The 19,439-nt window shown below is 32.0% G+C and carries 20 protein-coding genes and 1 pseudogene; 10 read left to right on the top strand and 11 right to left on the bottom strand.

Features of this window, described 5'->3' with window-relative positions:
- Positions 1–70: 70 nt before the first annotated feature.
- Entirely contained in the window at positions 71–1,924 is a 1,854-nt protein-coding gene (locus tag B0A64_RS17205) for a tail fiber domain-containing protein (protein WP_089480736.1), read from the bottom strand.
- A gap of 115 nt (positions 1,925–2,039) precedes the next feature.
- On the opposite strand from B0A64_RS17205, the gene B0A64_RS17200 reads away from it, so the two are divergent.
- Positions 2,040–2,714, top strand: a complete 675-nt coding sequence (locus tag B0A64_RS17200; protein ID WP_089480735.1) for a tetratricopeptide repeat protein — start codon at positions 2,040–2,042, stop codon at positions 2,712–2,714.
- Positions 2,715–3,172: 458 nt separating this feature from the next.
- Here B0A64_RS17200 and lepB read toward each other — a convergent pair whose 3' ends face one another.
- The 5 genes and pseudogenes from lepB to B0A64_RS17175 all read right to left on the bottom strand — a co-directional run bounded on the left by lepB (position 3,173) and on the right by B0A64_RS17175 (position 6,045).
- Positions 3,173–4,441 (bottom strand): signal peptidase I, encoded by a 1,269-nt coding sequence (gene lepB, locus B0A64_RS17195; RefSeq protein WP_089480734.1) that lies wholly within the window; start codon positions 4,439–4,441, stop codon positions 3,173–3,175.
- 6 nt (positions 4,442–4,447) lie between these two features.
- Positions 4,448–4,717: a deoxyribodipyrimidine photo-lyase gene (locus tag B0A64_RS17190; protein WP_244285440.1), complete on the bottom strand. Its 270-nt coding sequence runs from the start codon at positions 4,715–4,717 to the stop codon at positions 4,448–4,450.
- Complete coding sequence (locus B0A64_RS17185; RefSeq protein ID WP_089480733.1) at positions 4,714–5,364, bottom strand: flavin reductase family protein; 651 nt, start codon at positions 5,362–5,364, stop codon at positions 4,714–4,716. Before B0A64_RS17185 ends, B0A64_RS17190 begins: the two co-directional genes overlap by 4 nt.
- A gap of 31 nt (positions 5,365–5,395) precedes the next feature.
- A complete protein-coding gene (locus B0A64_RS17180) occupies positions 5,396–5,797 on the bottom strand; it encodes a DUF2452 domain-containing protein (RefSeq protein ID WP_317045010.1) in 402 nt (133 codons plus the stop codon).
- Positions 5,798–5,811: 14 nt separating this feature from the next.
- Positions 5,812–6,045 (bottom strand): annotated as a pseudogene (locus B0A64_RS17175) (TIGR03643 family protein).
- A gap of 1,292 nt (positions 6,046–7,337) precedes the next feature.
- Here B0A64_RS17175 and B0A64_RS17160 point away from each other — a divergent pair.
- Together B0A64_RS17160 and B0A64_RS17155 are read left to right on the top strand one after the other, a co-directional pair.
- Complete coding sequence (locus tag B0A64_RS17160; RefSeq protein WP_089480729.1) at positions 7,338–7,742, top strand: response regulator; 405 nt, start codon at positions 7,338–7,340, stop codon at positions 7,740–7,742.
- Positions 7,743–7,813: 71 nt separating this feature from the next.
- Positions 7,814–8,203: a hypothetical protein gene (locus B0A64_RS17155; protein ID WP_089480728.1), complete on the top strand. Its 390-nt coding sequence runs from the start codon at positions 7,814–7,816 to the stop codon at positions 8,201–8,203.
- Between the two features lie 135 nt (positions 8,204–8,338).
- Here B0A64_RS17155 and B0A64_RS17150 read toward each other — a convergent pair whose 3' ends face one another.
- The 4 genes from B0A64_RS17150 to B0A64_RS17135 all read right to left on the bottom strand — a co-directional run bounded on the left by B0A64_RS17150 (position 8,339) and on the right by B0A64_RS17135 (position 13,132).
- Entirely contained in the window at positions 8,339–8,722 is a 384-nt protein-coding gene (locus B0A64_RS17150) for a response regulator (RefSeq protein ID WP_089480727.1), read from the bottom strand.
- A 585-nt stretch (positions 8,723–9,307) separates the two neighbouring features.
- The gene (locus B0A64_RS17145) at positions 9,308–11,272 is read right to left on the bottom strand and encodes a KUP/HAK/KT family potassium transporter (protein ID WP_089480726.1); all 1,965 of its coding nucleotides are present in this window, start codon (positions 11,270–11,272) and stop codon (positions 9,308–9,310) included.
- A gap of 95 nt (positions 11,273–11,367) precedes the next feature.
- Positions 11,368–12,045 carry a response regulator gene (locus tag B0A64_RS17140; RefSeq protein WP_089480725.1) on the bottom strand — a complete coding sequence of 226 codons (678 nt, stop codon included), beginning with the start codon at positions 12,043–12,045 and terminating at the stop codon, positions 11,368–11,370.
- The gene (locus B0A64_RS17135) at positions 12,038–13,132 is read right to left on the bottom strand and encodes a sensor histidine kinase (RefSeq protein ID WP_089480724.1); all 1,095 of its coding nucleotides are present in this window, start codon (positions 13,130–13,132) and stop codon (positions 12,038–12,040) included. Before B0A64_RS17135 ends, B0A64_RS17140 begins: the two co-directional genes overlap by 8 nt.
- A gap of 292 nt (positions 13,133–13,424) precedes the next feature.
- On the opposite strand from B0A64_RS17135, the gene B0A64_RS17130 reads away from it, so the two are divergent.
- From B0A64_RS17130 to B0A64_RS25240, 7 genes are all read left to right on the top strand, one after another.
- Positions 13,425–14,402 (top strand): NmrA family NAD(P)-binding protein, encoded by a 978-nt coding sequence (locus B0A64_RS17130; RefSeq protein WP_089480723.1) that lies wholly within the window; start codon positions 13,425–13,427, stop codon positions 14,400–14,402.
- A gap of 339 nt (positions 14,403–14,741) precedes the next feature.
- The gene (locus B0A64_RS17125) at positions 14,742–14,930 is read left to right on the top strand and encodes a hypothetical protein (RefSeq protein ID WP_123875931.1); all 189 of its coding nucleotides are present in this window, start codon (positions 14,742–14,744) and stop codon (positions 14,928–14,930) included.
- Between the two features lie 604 nt (positions 14,931–15,534).
- Entirely contained in the window at positions 15,535–16,089 is a 555-nt protein-coding gene (locus B0A64_RS17120) for a fasciclin domain-containing protein (protein WP_089480721.1), read from the top strand.
- An 840-nt stretch (positions 16,090–16,929) separates the two neighbouring features.
- On the top strand, positions 16,930–17,220 hold the full coding sequence (locus tag B0A64_RS17115; protein ID WP_089480720.1) for a transposase: 291 nt from the start codon (positions 16,930–16,932) through the stop codon (positions 17,218–17,220).
- The gene (locus B0A64_RS17110; RefSeq protein WP_109746267.1) at positions 17,217–18,089 is read left to right on the top strand and encodes an IS3 family transposase; all 873 of its coding nucleotides are present in this window, start codon (positions 17,217–17,219) and stop codon (positions 18,087–18,089) included. Before B0A64_RS17115 ends, B0A64_RS17110 begins: the two co-directional genes overlap by 4 nt.
- 206 nt (positions 18,090–18,295) lie before the next feature.
- A complete protein-coding gene (locus tag B0A64_RS17105; RefSeq protein WP_042565294.1) occupies positions 18,296–18,826 on the top strand; it encodes a hypothetical protein in 531 nt (176 codons plus the stop codon).
- 2 nt (positions 18,827–18,828) lie between these two features.
- Positions 18,829–18,981: a hypothetical protein gene (locus tag B0A64_RS25240; protein WP_165571361.1), complete on the top strand. Its 153-nt coding sequence runs from the start codon at positions 18,829–18,831 to the stop codon at positions 18,979–18,981.
- Positions 18,982–19,036: 55 nt separating this feature from the next.
- On the opposite strand, the gene B0A64_RS17100 is transcribed toward B0A64_RS25240, so the two are convergent.
- Complete coding sequence (locus B0A64_RS17100; RefSeq protein WP_123875930.1) at positions 19,037–19,426, bottom strand: DDE-type integrase/transposase/recombinase; 390 nt, start codon at positions 19,424–19,426, stop codon at positions 19,037–19,039.
- Positions 19,427–19,439: the final 13 nt, after the last annotated feature.

Genomic DNA, 19,439 nt, shown 5'->3' with positions numbered 1-19,439 from the left:
TTCAAAAAGCGATTCAAAAAACAAATGCTATTCCATCATCTGCAACAATAATTGCAAATTTTCCTTAAAACTATTTAGAAGGAGGAATTAAGCCATTTATTTTTTTTTCAATTGCTTCAAGTTTAGCATTCAATTCTGCTATTTTAGTTTCCTGAGCTGTAATGATCTTTTGTAGATTTTCATTTTTTTTATCCAATTCAGATAATTCTTGTATACTTTTTATAATCGGAGCAAATAAATCAGTGTATCTGATAGAGAGAAACTCATTTTTCGATTTATCACTTGTAATAATAGCAGCATTTTTATAGTTTACCTTATCCAACGTTTCCTTTAGTTCCTGAGCTATTAATCCCCATTCTTTTGTTTTTTCGGAATTCGTTTTTTTAATATATTCTACAGGATGCAGCTGATTGATAAAGTCCAATCCTAAAGGAATAGTTGCAATTTCTTCTTTATATCTTCTGTCAGAAGCTACCGACATAGCTACAAAACCTTCGATGATTGTCACATTATCATTACCAATTCTAACTTTATTAGATTGATCAACTACAGCACCATTTCCTAAAGCAGTTGAATTTGTTATATTAGCATTAGAAACATCTGCCTGATGGCCAAGAGCTGTGTTGTTACTACCACTTACATTATTATATAAAGTAAAATTTCCAACGGCAACATTATTATTCCCTGATAAGTTAGTTCTTGAAGCTTCGAGACCAATAGCAATATTGCCTATGCCCGAAACATTGTCTCTGGCAGATTCCATACCAATGGCTACATTTTGATCTCCGATAGTATTGGAATATAATGAGGCAAAACCTAAAGCTACATTATAATTTCCTGTCGTATTATTATATAATGCCTCTTTACCAATTCCAGTATTGACATTTCCAGATAAATTATGAAAAAGAGAATTGATTCCGTACGCTGAATTACCTGAACCGGTATCATTAGAAAATAATGAAATATCTCCCCCTGCCGTATTTTCATTTCCCGTAGTATTATCACGCAATGAATTGTGACCGAAAGCACTATTGTTTGCACCTGAAATATTATTATGTAATGATTCTCTTCCTACTGCAGTATTTCCACTTCCACTTATAGAATTTCTTAGAGATTCTCGCCCAACGGCTGTATTAGAATCTCCACTTGTATTAGCATATAACGACTGATATCCTACTGCTGTATTAGAATCTTCAATATTACTTCTTAATGCCTGATACCCTACGGCCACATTTTCTCCGTGATCAGTAGTTAAGTACATAGCCTCATAACCTATTGCTGTATTAGCAGATGCTGTCGTATTTTCATACAGGGCTTTTGATCCTACGGCAATGTTTTCATTACCAGTACTATTTTTATACAGCGCATTAGATCCTATAGCAACATTATAGTAACCTGTAGTATTTGTATAAAATGCATTATCGCCTATGCCTACATTAAAATTTTCAGTATTGCTATTTCCGGCCTGATAACCCAAAAAAGTATGAGTGATATTTATCGTTCCGGCTTTTTGATTATTTACCCTGAAATTTAAAGGAACATTATCAACAGTACCTATAAAATTGGTTCCGTCAATAGTTGAATTATTTCCATTAAGAGACCAGGCTGACGCTGAGGAATCTAGTCCAATCCATTTAAGCTGTGGAAAACTCCAATAATAAAAACCTGTAGGGTTTACTCCAAATGGTGAACCAGCTCCCGTAGCTACGTTTAGGTAAACTAAGATACTGTTTTGGCCTACTGTAGGATTGATAGCAGGAAATGTATCTATTCTCGGAATTAATAATCCATCTGTATTAGCTGGAGACACGATATTAGAAGCTGTAATATCAAGTACCGCTTGTGGATTTACAGTATTAATACCAATTTGAGAATATGTAATTGCAGTTACACCAAAGCAAAATAAAAATAAAAATTTCTTCATAGTTAATTGTTTTAGGATTTAAATATAATTTCATATCAAATATAGAAAATAATTCTTGTTAATTAAATATTAACCCTAGACGTATTTACGATCTTATTCTGTAGAAAATTATCAATTGGCTCTCTTTACATTACGGCTTGCAGTCAAGAAAAATCCCGAGCATGCTGTATCATGGGTAATGCTGGGAGAAATATACCTAAATGGTGAAGGATTAGCAATTAAAGAGATAAAAAAGCCTATAGAAGAAGGTTATCGTTGCTGCATGAAATCCCTAAAAATTGATCCTGTGTGTCAGCAGGGATGGCATATGCTGACGCTTTATCATTTATTTAAAAATGATAAAGAAGCTTGCTTGAATGCTGCAAGAGAATGCATCCAATTAAATCCTAATTGCTCTGTTTTAGTTTCGGGAGTAGGATTAATGATTATTTGTGCAGGTTATTTCGATGAAGGTTTTTCGATAATGAATAAATCTATCAAGCTCAATTCTTATTATCCCTGGTGGATTAATTGCGGATTCTGTTTTTACTATTTGCATAAAGAAGATTATGAAAAGGCAAATTACTGGGTGAACAAGATCGAAGCTGAAGAAACATTTTGGGATCCACTTTTAAAAGCTGCTACTCTATCATATTTAAATAAACCGGAACCAGCCAAAAAACAATTGTCTAAACTTTTAAAACTAGAACCTCAAATATCTACACAAATTAAAAATATGTTAGCCACAATACTAGTATCTAAAGAACTTATTAAACAAATTATTAACGGACTTACCATAATTGGCTTATAGTAGAATGGAATGGATGTTTTTTTTTCCGCAAGAGCTAGGGCTGTCTCTTTTTACTTTAAGTAAAAAATTACTAGATTAAATTTTTGTGGCAAAATCAGATATAAAACGAAAGCTTTTTTAAATCGACCCCCAACAGGACATCCAAACCAAAATAATGAAGACATGTAAAGACAACCCCTACATGTAGTAAGCCAATCTCTTCAAATCTTCCATAAAATTTCTAGAAATTTGTCCCGTAGAGGTCACCACAACCAAAAGGCGCCAATTGAAGACAATTGGCCCCTTTTATATTATTATTTGTCAATAAGTTAATTTCTTTTTATTTTCATTTAGATTTTTTATATTAAAGTTTGTTAAGGTCTAAATTCTAAATGATTTTACTTTTGTGGTAAAATCGTGGCATACAGTAAATTTAAAAATACAAATACATCAAAATGTTACTAATACAAATCTAGGACCTATCTTTTTTTCTTTTTCTTTATTATTTTATTTGCTACGATGTAATAAACAACTAGCAATAATAAAAAATGTATTAGATATGACTTAGGCTCTCCATTCCCATTTATTACAGAAAAAACACGATTCCATCTTACCTTATTAAAACCTTTTCCATCTTTCTCCCAACTAAACCAAATAAATACAGGTTTTCCAACTACATGATTAAATGGAACATATCCCCAATATCTTGCATCTAAAGAATTTTGACGATTGTCTCCCATCATCCAGTAATAATCTTGTTTAAAAGTATATGTCGTACTTACTTTACCATTTATTATAATTTCATTACCACGAATTTTTAAAGTATTATGTTCATATTCTTCTATAATTCGTTTATAAAAAGGCAGCGATTTTATGTCTAATTTTATAATTGTCCCTTTTCGAGGAATATATATAGGACCAAAATTGTCCATATTCCAACCCAACGAAGGTACATGAGGAAATACACCTCCATCTTCGCCTTTTGGCGATAAATGTTTGCTGACTCCTTTAACAATCGGATTATTTGCTATTAGCGCGGCTTCCTTATCAGTTAATGTCAGGAAATATTGTCCTGTATTTATTAGTGCAAAATTTCCATTCTCATCCTTCATCCCTTCTCTGGCTCCATATCTATTCACAAGTGCATCCTGGCTAATAACCTCACCTTTTGTATCTATAAGAAAATTATATTGGGCTTTAGCACTCTCAGGCATTTGTGATATTTTACCATTAATATAAATATTTCCTTCACGAATTTCTAGCGAATCTCCAGGAATTCCCACACATCGTTTCACTAAATTTGTTTTTTTATCAATTGGCTTGTAATAATTGCGATCTGGATGAAAATTATCCATATCACGCAGCGTGTCCGCAGGCTGATTAAAAACTACGATTTCATTACGTTTAATCTTTTCCAATGAAGGAAATCTAAAATAGGGCAATTGAAACTTGTTCAGGATTGATGTTTCTTTTTTTGTAACATCATCATTAAATAAATATGATTTTACACCAAAAAAGGGAATCGAGTCATGCACCATAGGTAATGCAACTGCAGTCATTGGAGTTCTTGCGCCAAAATTAATTTTACTAACAAACAAAAAATCTCCGGTATACAATGTCTTTTCTAATGATGAAGAAGGAATCGTAAATGGTTGTATAAGATAGGTATGTACCAATGTAGCAATAATAATAGCAAATAAAAGAGAGCTGATATATTTCCTGATACGAAAACACTGTTTTAACATCATAAAGACTTATAGGTGCTCAAAAACAGTTTGGACTTCGTTATGAAAATAATAAATCTGCGCGTCAATTGACTTTAATTTAGACTGCATTTCCTGTAATGATTCATAAACAAACCGCCAATGACGCATATCAGAATCATCATAAGCCATTACTGATGGCTCAAAAAGATAAACCAAAAGAAGAGGAATATTTTGCTGCTGGGCCATAAAAAGAGGTTCGTGATCTGTAAAACGAAGATCACGTTTGAACCAGATAATATTTATCTTTTTTTTGTTCAACTTTTAAGTAATGATGTAATTTCCTTATCAGGCTTTGCATAGCTTAACCGCTCTAACTGCAAGGTTTTATGATAGCTGTCCAGACCCGAACACGTAAGGGTACCTGCTTTTTCCAAATTAACAAAACCATCTTCAGACAAGCAGTCTTCGGGAATGAAAATCTGGACTATTTCCCCGATAATCATAGTGGTATTATTAATTGAAATATCTATTTTTTCTTTAAATTCAATGCCTAACTGTATATTACTTTGAACTACAAAAGGAGCTGGAAAGTTATTTTTATATTCCGCACCGAGTCCTGCAGCATCAAATTCTGAAATTTCTCTGCTATATCTCGCTGATGTCTGATGTGCCTGCTTGTAGATCTGTTCGTTGATATGGTTAATGGTATAGAATCCTGTATCTATAATATTTCTCATGGTATCACGCTCTGGCGGGCTGGGGCGAAAAATCACGCCTATTAATAGCGGATTGGCTCCAATATGAAAAAAAGAACTAAAAATGGATAAATTAGTGTTTCCCTGTACATCAGAAGTTCCTGCCAATGCCGCACTTTTAAAACCGCCTAAACTGTTTATTAAATGCACGGCATTTTGTTTGTCCATTTTTTCCAGATCACTAGTTTTAAAATTTATTTTGTTTTTCATTAGTAGAAATTTTATTAAAAAATGGAACTTTTCAATTGATGAGTATCCATTTTTTATCACTGTTAAGTCTAAAAGTAGCAATATGTTCCTTATTCCATTCTTTGGGTCCTATAAGTGAGAGAAAATCAAAACCGTCTGCATCCTTGTATAAATGATATATTTCACCCACAATAGGTTCAAAAGAAAATCTGGCGTTATAGACCAATTCATTCCACTGGAATTCTTCGATTAAATCCTGGTATTGCATTTTCAGTTCCCTGAATTTGCTTTCAAATTCTTTGTTTACCTTATTGATGCCCATGTTTTTCCAGCCTGTTAAATCATCAGCTTTTATTACTGGTGCGCCCACACTTGTAGCATAAGGCAGTACGCTTGCATTATAACCATGCTCCTTAGAAAAAACTACATTATCGGGTTTATCTTTTTTCATCATCTGTAAAATTTTTATTAACGCTTAGAGATTTTATTATTTGTAATTGCTCTTTGCCTGTTACATTTAAACCTGCCCATTGCTTCGGTTCTCTTTGCAGCGTGTTTTGTTTTACAATTTTCAACCCTTTCACGCCATAACTTGTAACTGCTGAACTTTAATTCTTTTTTCATCAAAGCTTTCACATCACTTTCAGATAGACCAAATTGAAATTTTACAGCATCAAAAGGTGTTAGGTCTTCCTATGCCATTTCTATAATTCTGTCGATCTGAACTTCATTCAATACACTATTATCGATCCTTGCAATGATTGACTTTATTATATATTTTGTTTAACACTTATTAATTAATGTTAAACAAAAGTAGTCATTTTACATTTGAGAGCGACTTCAAAATTGAAAATAGATTTAATTTTAAACCGATAGATGTAATTTAAAAACGGTGTAAATTCTATTTTATAAATTGATAAAAATCCACAACACAATTCTTGAGTTGAAGAATTTCAAAAGCTTCTAAGAATTTAATGCTGTCAAACCCGCAAAACTCAAAGGGGTAATTTCAGTGATACTGAACATGAACCTTGTTTCGACTTTAGGTGAAAACAGGAAATTTCTTTTAGTTTTAGATTGCTGATCAGAGCCTTTATAAAACTTCCTCCTGTCAAAACTCGATTTAGATTAGCGAGGGTTGCTGGCAGAATCATTGTATTTCTAAATATTGAAATTCCCCCAATTGATATTTCTTGATCATTTGGGAGTCTTTCTTTTATTGTCGCGAAAATAATGCTATCGGGGCTAATAGGGCAGGCCATCACTCTAGATTTGCTGTAATCCTAAGCATAAAAGCTTATTGGTTTAATTTTAATTCAATTAAAATATAGATAATGATTAATTATTACAGTTGTTGCTTTGTTATCAGGAGGTGGATTGGTGGTTATATTTAAAAAAAAAGGCGCCAATTGTCTTCAATTGTCGCCTTTTGGCTGTGGTGACCTCTACGGGACAAGTTTCTATACATTTTATGGAAGATTTGAAGAGATTGGCTAACTGGTAGTAGTGTCTGTTTTTATATGTCTGAAATATTTTGGTTTGGATGTCCTGTTGGGGATTGAAGCAAAATGCATTTAGTTTATATATAATTTTGCCACGAAATGTAAAAAGAGGCAGCCTTAAAATTTTGTGGCAAAAAGTGTCAAATCTAAAACCTAATGTGCCACGACTCTGCTACAAAACTGAGAAAATCAACTTTAGGGAATTGTCCACAGCTTCTTGGCTTTTTGCGATAGAAGGCTTGCTTCTCAACGATCAAAATTCAACCAATTCTACTAAGTTTGTGGTTTACGAAATAAAAAAATAAAACAGTCGCTACTTGTATTTATCAATTTAAAGTATAGACCGTAAGTTATTACAAAGTTTTTCAGAGTTGTTACAAATTAGCTTTATTGCTCTTTGATATAGTTTTATTTTGTAATAAAATTGCACAGAATTTAAAGACAATAACTGGCTTAAATTAGAATTTTTTTGCTGTAAAATTTAGTTTGTGAATGAAATACAAAAATATATTACTAGTCAACGATATTAACGATGATGCAGAGACTTTTGTATTAGTAGTGAATGCAATTAATCATAAAATTAGATCATCAGTAGAAGGTAGTGCGCTTGAAGCTCTAAAAAAACTTCAGAATTCAAAATTATCACCCGATATAATTTTTTTGGATTATAATATGCTAGATCTTGATGGAACTGGATTTCTTAAATTACTTCGAGATATTAAAAGTCTAAAAAGAATTCCAATCGTACTTTATTCTCGAAATTCAGGGCATATGCTACAGGAAGCGATGACCAAATTCAAGAAAGTGCAGTTTTTGAAGAAGCGTACGAACTTTAAAAAGCTTTTTAAGTCCCTACAAGAGATAATTATGCTTGAAAAGTCTGAAAAAAAAGTATAATGACTTGAAATTATTGCTTCTAACTTACCCCAACAATAGGCAATAAGGTCACTTTTGACAGGGATATTGCCATGCAGTCTTTTTTTGATGATTATCATATTCTTTGGAAACAATGCCAGCTCCATGGCGTAATCAGAAAGCTGCGATCAGCAAATGATTGGGATAAACGCTGGGAAAAAACAATGCGTGCAACTCCCAAAATGATTGATTTGAATGCCTTTAAATTTGAAAATTTAGATCCTGATTTTTATCAAAATTTAAAAGGAGAAACACTTTCTGATGAAATTGCAGAGAGAAATGAAAACTTTCAACAGGGTGGAGAATATTGGGCCTGGCGGTACTTAGAGAGTTTTGCAAAAGAGAGACATGTAAATTACAGCCGGCACATTTCCAAACCCGGTTTGAGCCGAAAAGGCTGCAGCCGTTTATCTCCCTATTTAACTTACGGAAACATCAAATAAAGGACTGAATTTCGCAGCTCAACGTTAAATAAAAAAGACATGAATTACAAATTTTAGGAAACGACGGATTAAAAGTTTCAACACTCTGTTTAGACTTTGTAATTATAGATCTTACGTTAAAATATGAAAATTAGCCTATAAAATCGTTCTCATTTGATTAACGAAATCATTATAATTATTGGGTTTTCTCATGTATCTTCCAATTTCATACTTTTTTGCAGATAGATTTTTTCTAATAATGTCTTCAGGAGCGGAAGAAATTAGAATAACCTCTATATATCTAAGCTTTGTATCATTTTGTAATTCATTCAATAAATCAAGTCCATTTAAACAGGGCATATTGATATCAAGAAACAGTAAATCCGGTAACTTTTCTGAAATCTTTAATTCGGCAAGTGCTTTTAGGGGGTCAGTAGCGTAACTAAATACAATTTCTTTTTTCAGTGAATTAATAACTTCCAGAAAAAGTTCTACATCATCCATGTCATCATCAATTAAAAGAATATTTTTATACAACATATTATCTATATTTTGAATTACTCTAACTTGAAGATTTATATTGATCTACCAACAATCACTTGTCTGGTTTAATTAAAATATTAAGAAAATAAAAAAAACAAATTTAATGATTCTGCTTTGACTAAATATTATTAAAGAAGTATTCCTAAATGGTAGTCCAATTCTCTTAGATAACCTTTCAACAGCTGTTTCTTGTCTTATTTTATGATTCACTGTAAATTATTAAATAACCTCTGGATGTGCTAACAAAAGTACACAGCTGGTTAAGAAAAATTTAGAAAGTATCTAATCTTTTTTTCCTTATTAACTATAAAATGATAAAAGTAGAGTTCGCAAAATTTAAGTTATAAGTTAAAAAAAATTAAAGAATTTGAATCTATAAACTGAACAAATATAGGTGATATTAACTAATTCAATCAATATCCCCTTTTGCACAGGAAAAACTTAGAATTAAATTTACCTCAGTAAGTCCTTTTGAAACATTTTAAAAATAAATGGACAGCGCAAAAATCATAATGTCAGTTAACAAACCCTTATCAATATCTTCCAACCATTGCATGTTTTTAGTACAGGGTGTTTTCTTTTTTATTTTCGCTCCAAATTTATGTTGCAAATTTTATTATATGCGACCGGAATTTGCTCAACCTGAACATCGCTTTTATCTAAGCCGAAAGCTTTTTCATCACTCAATCCTAATTTTTTAAGAAAGAAATATCCTTTTAATAAGAACCCGTCACGTAATTCAAATTCATTTTCTACTGAAAGAAATTTTTCGATTACAACAAATTTAAAATCAGGTTCGTTGTTATATTTTGTCGAACCATCGGGACGGATATGTAAATTTAATTCTTTGCTTGCTACTAATTCCTGTACAATTTTTTTAAAATACAATTCGGCTCTTGGCTGTATTCTAAAACCCACATTGATATTTATTTTTATTACTTTATCATCAACCAACTCCGAAACATCATAAGAAAGAGTAAATGGATCTTCTGTTCGATTGATGTGAAGAAACCAATATACATCGGATCGTTTTGGTTTTTTTGCGAAAATTGATTTGATAATTTTTTCTTCTATTTCATGTCTTCTGTCAGCTTTAGTCAGATAGATTAAATGTGTTGCAAATTTTGGTATAACATCATCCTGGCTTAATTCTGTCAACTGTTCACTGTATTTTCCTAATTCTACAAATTTAGTATAGCTATTATTGATTTTTCGTGCATAATACCACACATACATTACCATAAAAATAAAAAATTCGAAAAATAAAAACATCCAGCGTTCTTTTATTTTAGCGACATTGGCGATAAAAAATGATATTTCAATAGCTCCAAAAACAACTAAAAAACCTATTACATAAATTTTATTCCATTTTAATCGATAGTAGATAAAATAGCTTAATAATAAGGAAGTCATCATCATTGTGATGGTTATGGAAAATCCATAGGCAGCTTCCATATGAGCACTTTCTTTGAAATAAACCATCATTAAAATACAGCCAAACCAAAGCATGGTATTTACACTTGGTATGTAAATTTGACCTTTGCTGTCACTAGGCTGGCTCACCGTAACTCTAGGCCAAAAATTAAGATTCATTGCTTCGCTAATTAAAGTAAAACTTCCGCTTATTAAGGCTTGTGATGCAATTATGGTTGCCATTGTAGCAATTATTACGCTAGGTAAAAGAAACCACCTTGGAATAATTTCAAAAAATGGATTTCTGCCATTGAGCAGCACTTGTCCCTGGTGCATTAACCATGCGGCCTGCCCTAAATAGGCCGTTACTAAACTTATTTTTACATAAATCCATGTGATGCGAATGTTTTTGATACCACAATGTCCCAAATCTGAATATAATGCTTCAGCACCTGTTGTGCAAAGAAAAACGGCTCCCAAAAGCCAGAATCCATGTGGATAATTAATTAATAAATTATAAGCATAATAGGGATTTAATGCTTTTATAATATCGGGATGAATTAAAATTTCGTTAATTCCAAAAACAATTAGCATTGTAAACCAAAGTGTCATAATAGGACCAAAAGCTTTGCCAATAACCTGAGTTCCAAAACGCTGAAAAAAGAATAGAAGCGAGATAATGGCCACAACAATTCCAATAGTTAAGGTATTTCCTGGAATAATAATGTTTTCTAATCCTTTGACCATGCTTAAGCCTTCAATAGCTGATGAAACGGAAATTGGCGGTGTAATAATTCCATCAGCAAGTAATGTTGTTGCTCCCAGAATAGTTGGAATTACTAATTTTTTGCCATAACGCCTAACAAGTGCATAAAGAGAAAATATTCCTCCTTCACCGTGATTATCTGCTCGGAGTGTAAGCCAGATATATTTAATTGTAGTTTGAAAAACTAAAGTCCAAAATACACATGAAACGCCTCCATATACTAAAGTCAAATCTATATTTCGTGTACCAATTATGGCCCTAAAAACATATAAGGGACTTGTACCAATATCTCCATATATTATTCCAAGTGCTACTAAAAGTGAAGCAATTGTTACTTTGTTTTTAATTCCATTTTTTGAAATATCCATTTTAATTTGTTGAAAATTTGATGGGGCAAAGTTCGACGAAATGGTATTTGTAAAACATAAAGAAGTATCGTTAAAATATAAAGATTTTATAAAGATTAACTAAAACGGTAACCAACACCGCTTTCAGTAACAATATGTTTGGGCTGATTTGGGTTTTCCTCAATTTTTTTGCGCAATGTTGCAACAAAAACACGTAAATATTGTGTCTCTGTTTGATACCCAATCCCCCAAATTTCTCTTAGAAGGTATTGATGCGTTAAAACCCTTCCTTCATTTTTTATAAACAGAGATAATAAATTGAATTCAGTTGCAGTGAGTTTTAAAATTTTATTACTTTTTTTTACCATTCGTGCACTTAAATCGATCTGCAATTCGCCAAAATTTGAAATATTACTGTCTTCATTCCTTTGATTGCGTCTAATAACAGATCTGACTCTCGCCAATAATTCAGCTGTTCTGAATGGTTTTGCCAGATAATCAGTTGCATGATTGTCTAATGCTTTTACAATATCTTGTTCACTATTTTGAACAGAAAGAATAATAATCCCTTTGGTATACCAAGTACGCAATTCTTTTAGCACCTCATGACCACTTTTATCTGGTAAGCCAATATCCAGCAAAATTAAATCAGGCGGATGGTTTACTGCCATTAGGATACCGCTTTTGCCTGTTTCGGCCTGCCAAACTTTATAGTCGTTACTCTCTAAAGTGATTTCGAGCAGTTTTCTAATTGGTGCTTCGTCATCTATAATTAATATTTTGGCTTTATTCATTCTTTAAATTTTTTAAATAGGAAGTTTCAACAGGCAATTTTATTATAAATTTTGCTCCGCCAGTTATATTGTTTTCTAATTCGATAGTGCCGTTGTGTGCTTCTACAAATCCTTTTACAATTGACAGGCCCAATCCACTTCCGCCGCTTTTACTGTTTTGCAGTCTGTAGAATTTATCAAAAACAAATTGTATCTCATTTTCAGGAAAACCACCACCATTGTCGGAGACAGAAATAATACAATTAGAAATCTCGTATTTGGTATCAATTTTAATAATTGTATTTTTTGGAGTGTAAAGTAGTGCATTATATATTATATTATGCATTATCTCTTCAATTAACCCTGTATCTAATTTAAAAAAAGGCAGATTTTCGTTTGGTTGAAAAACTAAAATCTGATTATTTGATAATGGTAATAATTTTTGAATAACACCATTTATCAATTCATTAGTATCACACCAATCTTTTTTTAATTGTAATATTCCAGTATCTAATCGGCTCATATTTAAAAGGTTTTCAACCTGCTGATTTAGCCTAATACTGGCTTTGTCTATTTCGTCTAATAAAACTTCTTGATTTTTTTCAGAAATAGTACTTTTTTTTTCTTTTAATAAATCAATAGCCCCTATTATTGTTGCAATTGGTGTCCGTAATTCGTGTGAAATTGAATTCAATAAAACATTGTAGAGTTTTATGGTTTTTATTTTTTCTTCTATATCTCTTGCTTTTTCTCTTGCTTTGTTTTCCGATTCCCGTATTTTGAAAGTTAAAACTGCATTTACTAACGCAATAATAATATACATCATAAACAGCAGTACGTCTTCGGTGTTGGTAATTTCAAATGAAAAAAGTGGTTTAATAAAAAGGAAATTTAAAATTAAACCACTTAAGATTGCCGTTATTAAAACCGGAAAAATATCAAATAGGACTGCAAGAACCGAAACAGTCATTAGTAAAATTAATGCTGTAATTCTATAATCGATCAAATTTGAAGATAAAAAACAAAGTGTTGCAATTAGTAAAACTAATGTAATACTAATAAAGGATTGCTTTTGAATGGAGTATACTTTTAATGTAAATCTTCTCAAAGTAGAAATATTGTTGGCGTGAGCAAAAGTACTTAAATATTAAACCGTTCTAGAATAAAATTCTCATGTGTATTTAATTTTGGCTAACATATTAAGTTGTTAGTTATTTCAAAAATTTAACTCCTTTTGCGAAAGGAATAGAAACATTAGATCTATCGTCGAAAAAAAAAGATACCAGAACCTTAAAGAATAAACAAAACCTAACTTCTATTTTCATAAAACAATAGTAGATTTCATTAAACCTCTTTGCTGTATGTTGCACAACTTTGCACTACAACTAAATATAGAAAAAATGAAAATCGTTATAACAGGTTCACTAGGAAATATCAGCAAGCCCCTTGCTATTGAGTTAGTCCAAAAAGGTCATTCGGTTACGATTATCAGCAGTAAGCCCGAAAAACAAAAAGACATTGAAGATTTGGGAGCAATTTCTGCCATTGGCTCTATTGAAGATGTTGATTTTCTAATCAATACTTTTCAAGTTGCTGATGTGGTTTACTGCATGTTACCTCCCTTCAAATTCAGAGAAAACCCCAATCTTGACGCAAGAGCCGAAGCGTTCAGGATTGCCCAAAATTATACTAAAGCTATTGAGAAGTCAGGCATAAAACGTGTAATTCATCTAAGCAGTATTGGAGCCCATTTAGAATTTGGCAATGGGCTCCTTGCCTTTCATTTTATAGCAGAAAAAGTTTTTAAAGAACTTCCTGCTGATGTAATTGTTACTACTATGCGTCCTGTTGGTTTCTATTATAATTTATACGAATTTATAGAACCGATACATGGCAAAGGTTTTCTGGATAGTTTTATCGGAAAGATATTAACGATCAAATATTACGGTTTAAAAGGTTTTTTTCAAGGCAAAAAAGGACTAATTATGTCCAATTATGGAGCTAAAGACAAAATGCCGTGGGTTTCGCCACTTGACATTGCTTCTGTTGTTGCAGAAGAAATAACTACCTTAGGCTCTGGTAGAGAAGTGCGTTATGTGGCAAGTGAGGTTTTAACATGCCAGGAAATAGCATCTATATTGGGAAAAGCAATTGGAAAGTCCTATTTAAAATGGGAAACAATCAGCGATAGACAAATGCTGAGTGCTTTAAAACAGTTTGGAATACCATCAATATTAGCTCAGGATATCACTGAAATGAATGCAAGTATGCATACCGGACTGCTATTTGAAGATTATTACAAAAATTTACCAAATCTGGGAAAAGTAAAATTTGATGAATTTGCCAAAGAATTTGCAATTAAATACAATCAACAATAAATTAAAAAAAGTAAAATGCTGCATAACATTTTTGAATATTTTAAAGCCAAAAACGAGCTATTGTTGGGCTACGCAATACTTTGTTTTGTTGCAGGACTTAATGCATGGACTAAGCCTTTAAAATTTTTTATTTCCTTTGGTGTTTTTGCATTTACAATGGCTTTGTACATTGTGTATTTACACAATCAAAGATAGGTAATTAATTATTGCTGGAGTTTTATCATATTTTCCTCTATTGAACTGCTGCTCATTACTGTGCAGGCATCTCGTGGCAGAAAATCGCATTATAATATAGATACACCATTCGATAGGGTTATTTTTGCATTAATGGGTTTATCTTTGATTGTAGTATTAATTCATACTATTTTTATTATCACTTTATTTTTTACTCAAAAACAATTTAATGCAAGTGGTGAAATTATTTTGGCTTTTAAAATAAGTTTAATAATGATGGTCATCTTTATGCTGCAGGGCTTTGCAATGATAAACCTTTTTAAACATACCGTGGGTGCAGAAGATGGTACGTAAGGAATACCAGTTTTAAATTGGAGTAAAAATTATGGCGATTTGAGAGTGGCTCATTTTTTTGGAATGCACGCGCTGCAGATCATTCCATTACTTACTTTTGTTTTGGCAAACAATAAAAGAGATGTGTATTTAATAAGTGTGCTGTATTTTGTTTTTGTTACCCTTACTTTGGTTCAGGCATGGCAGGGAAAACCATTTATTAAATAAATCATGGAAAAAATCACACCGTATAGAGTTGGAGTAGATACCTTTTTTGCCACAAAAACTTAAGGCGGTTTTTAACGATTTTCACCCGTCTAAAGTTTTGTGGCAAAATTGTGGAACAAGATACTTTGAAGAATTAAAATTTAAGCAAAACAATACCTAAGAAGTTTAGTTTCGAAACTTTATTAAACAGAGATTAACTTACTTTTTCTGAATGCCGATTTAATACTCATATGAACTTATTTTGAGGCAAATAAATTATACAAAAAACGTTAATTTAAAATACTCATCCACAGCATGTTTTAGTTAACAAATTCTTATTTTACTTTATTTCTTGACTTTGTTAAAACCAAAAAGAATATTAAAGCGTAAATGACTTTATAACTTAAAAAAAGTAATTATGAAAACTGGAAAATTTTTAGCTGTATCAATCTTAGCATTAGGATTTGGATTTACATCATTTGCACAAAAAACAGTAATGGTTGGTGGAGCGGCTATGTATCCTAATAAAAATATTATAGAAAATGCGGTAAACTCAAAAGATCATACAACGTTGGTAGCAGCAGTAAAAGCAGCAGGATTAGTTGAAACTTTACAAGGTAAAGGACCATTTACTGTTTTTGCACCAACAAATGAAGCATTTAGTAAATTACCAGCCGGAACTGTTGAAACATTATTGAAACCTGAGAATATTAAAACATTACAAACTATATTGACATATCATGTAGTGGCTGGTAAAATGAATAGTTCTGATATTGCAAAAGCAATAAAATCTGGTAAAGGAAAAGCCTCTTTAAAAACAGTCAGCGGCGGAACTTTAACTGCCTGGATGGATGGAAAAGATTTGTACATCAGTGACGAAAGTGGCAATAAAGCTAAAGTTACAATTTCAGATGTAAATCAATCTAATGGTGTTATACATGTAGTGGATACAGTACTGCTTCCAAAAATGTAGCTTGTTGAAAATAAATTATAAATATAGAAAAAGCCCTAAAATTTTAGGGTTTTTTCTATATTTACTATGCGATACAATAGTAATAGTCGATTTTATAAGAGATTCTGCTTAAAATTTTATTACCAACTCAAAACTTTAAATATATGGAGCTAATATATTTTTTTTCACAAAAAATTAAGGCTGCGTCTTTTTACTTAAATTACATAAATTAAAAATTATCAGATAAATTTTGTAAAAAAATCATATATAAAACTAAGTGAATTTTTGCTTCAATCCTCAACAGGAAATCCAAACCAAATTTCTAGTGCCGTTAAAAGACAGCACCTACTTGTAGTAGACAATATCTTCAAATCTTCCATAAAATTTACAGAAATTTGTCCAGTCGAGGTCACCACAGCCAAAAGGCGCCAATTGAAGACAATTGGCGCCTTTTTTTTATAGCCTTTCAAATAGGTAACTTTAACTTTTTTTTACATTTATTTTCTTTTTATAGAATCACACAAAAACAGGATCAGATGCAAAAGTTGAGGCTTAGACAATCTGAATAAAAAGAAAAGAGAATCATTTCTAAAAACTGTTGGAGAGAGAAAAAAATTATTGTAAAAAACGTTAAGTTTTTTTTACTCTTAGCTTTTATAAAAAAAGCAAAGTTTGCTAAAAAATAATTCTGGGAATATTGTAAACAATTATTATATTAAAATGCTACAATCCTGAATGGAGTTGATACCTTATTTGCGACTAAAAGCTTAGGCAGTGTTTATCTGAAGTAGTAAAAAATGATGATATATTGCCTAAAATTTCTGACTGCCAGCTAATTTTATTCCTGCTAATTTTAACAGCATGAAAAATACAAGGAGAACCTTTACTTTAAGCTTTAAGATTCTGGCCGCTTCCATGAGCATCCACTGCGGAAGAGTCTGTGACGTGGCAAGAGAACTCAACATCAGTACAAATACCCTTCAGCACTGGAAGAAGCTTTACCAAGAAGGCAGATTTACCATAAAGAAAACTTCAGCTGAAATATCCCATAAAAATGAGCTGCAGAAGCTTCGGAAACAGATAAAAGAATTAGAAATTGAAAGGGACATCCTAAAAAAGGCTCAAAATATCTTCTCCAAGAGCGGCAGGTGAAATATGAATTCATCAGAGAAAATGCTGAAATATTTCCTGTCGAGAAGATGTGCCGGATTTTTCAGATCCACAAAAGCAGTTTCTTCCGCTGGAGGAAAAGAACACCCACATCAAAGTCTGTGCGGAAAGCCCATATAATAAAAGAAATTATAAGAATTTACCACTGGAGCCAATGCCGATACGGAAGCCCTAGAATTGCTAAAGAATTAGATTCCATCGGGATAAAAGTTTCCAGAAAATTTGTAGGGCAGATTATGAAGGAAAACCATCTGAGAAGCATTGCAAAATCTAAATATAAAAAGACTACAAACCCACCCCGTAATAACAGATCAGCAGAAAACAGATTAGAACAGATTTTTAAGACATCCAGAAGAAACGAAATCTGGGTTTCTGATATCACCTACATCGAAACAGATGAAGGCTGGATCTATCTCACTGTGGTGATAGACCTTTTTGACCGTAAAGTGATCGGCTGGTCAATCAGCGAAACAATGAGAGCAAAAGATACAAGCATCACCTCTTTAACGAAAGCTCTTTTAAATCGTCCATTGCAGAACAATCAGGAACTACTCTTTCACTCAGACCAAGGAAAGCAATATGCCTGCCGTGAATTTATTGCTTTATTAGCCACAAATAAAATAACCCAAAGCATGAGCCGAAAAGGAAACTGCTATGATAACGCGATAGCAGAAAGCTTCTTCAAGACATTAAAGGTAGAACTGGTATACCAAAATAAATATAAGACTAAAGAGAAAGCAGAAAAATCAATAACCGATTATATCGAGAACTTTTACAACACCTGCAGGAGACATTCTGCACTCGGAAACTTAACCATCGAAGAGTTTCAGAATCAGCAGGCAATTAAATAATAGCTTTTCTTATGATGCTAGAGTTAAACTGGGTGCACAATCGATGCATTTAGATTTAACAAGAAATGATAATACTGTATTAAAACAATTTGAAGGCTCAAGTTCGAAACATTACTAGCCCAACAATTCTGTCGACAGGGTCGGCAGAATTTATTTTCCATATTCAAATGTTTTCAAAATTAGATTATATTCATTAAATTAGCAGTATGGATAAAGAAGCAGAATCAGGACTCGATTTTATAATTGACAAATTAACAAACTCAATAGAAAACGTGATTACTGGAGATAGTTTTCAGACTGAAATTTCTATTCTCCAAAATTCTGATTTAAAGTCTTTAACAAAGAAAAATGGCTGGCTTTTTAATTGGAATGAAGAATTTAAAAATCCAATTAGAGATGTTTATAAACTTACAATCTTTGGAAATTCAAAAATAATTCAAGGTCTTATCAGCTTAGAAGTTAAGTCAGATCATGTCTATATGCATCTTGTTGAAAGTGCTCCATTCAATAAAGGACAAACAAAGGTTTATGCTGGTGTAGCTGGTAATCTAGTTGCTTATGCTTGTAAATTATCTTTTCAGCGCGGTCACGATGGAAATGTTTCTTTTCTTTCAAAATCGCAATTAGTTGATCATTATGAAAAAACACTTGGAGCATTCCATTTCGGTGGTAGAATTATGATAATTGAAACAAAATCAGCTTTGAAATTAATCAATAAATATTTTCAAAATAAATAATTATGAAAACTAAAAAATTAGATTTAGATATAGACAGTATTGGTGGACTAAGTTCTCTAACATTAGCTGAAGAAAAAGCTTTAAGCGATTTTTTTCAAAAGAAAAAACTAACAAAAAAGAAAACTGAGAAAAAGAAATTAATACTTAAAAATTAGAACGGTTCTGTCGCATCTATCAGAATCAGATATAAGAATTTAAGTAATTTAAAATTTAGCCCGCCAATTTACAGAATGATTTAAACATAGATATCCCGGTTTTGACCATCTGATTCTTTCTCAGCATATGCACAACTTCAATTCCACTCAATGTTCGTTTTGCCGATTCAAAACTTTTAAAACCTAATCCGTTTTGTATGCTCCATTTTATAAATCGATGGTCCTGTTCGACAATATTGTTGAGATATTTACACTGTCGGATTTTAATCTTTGAGAATGAACGTTCGTTATAGACTTTGATCGCTGCTGTATTAGAACCGCTTTTATCAATGTTTATTACTCTTGGCCGGAAATTATTACCAATTGCTTTAATTAGAAAAGACTGAGCGCTCATTCTTTGTCTTTTTCTGGTCAAAAGAAAGTCAACCGTATGGCCTAAATTTATCTACTGCTCGATA

Origin of the sequence: Flavobacterium araucananum (assembly GCF_002222055.1) — a bacterium.
Lineage (GTDB): Bacteria > Bacteroidota > Bacteroidia > Flavobacteriales > Flavobacteriaceae > Flavobacterium > Flavobacterium araucananum.
The sequence above is the reverse complement of the archived record's forward strand: the minus strand, read 5'-3'. Positions and strand labels throughout refer to the sequence as shown.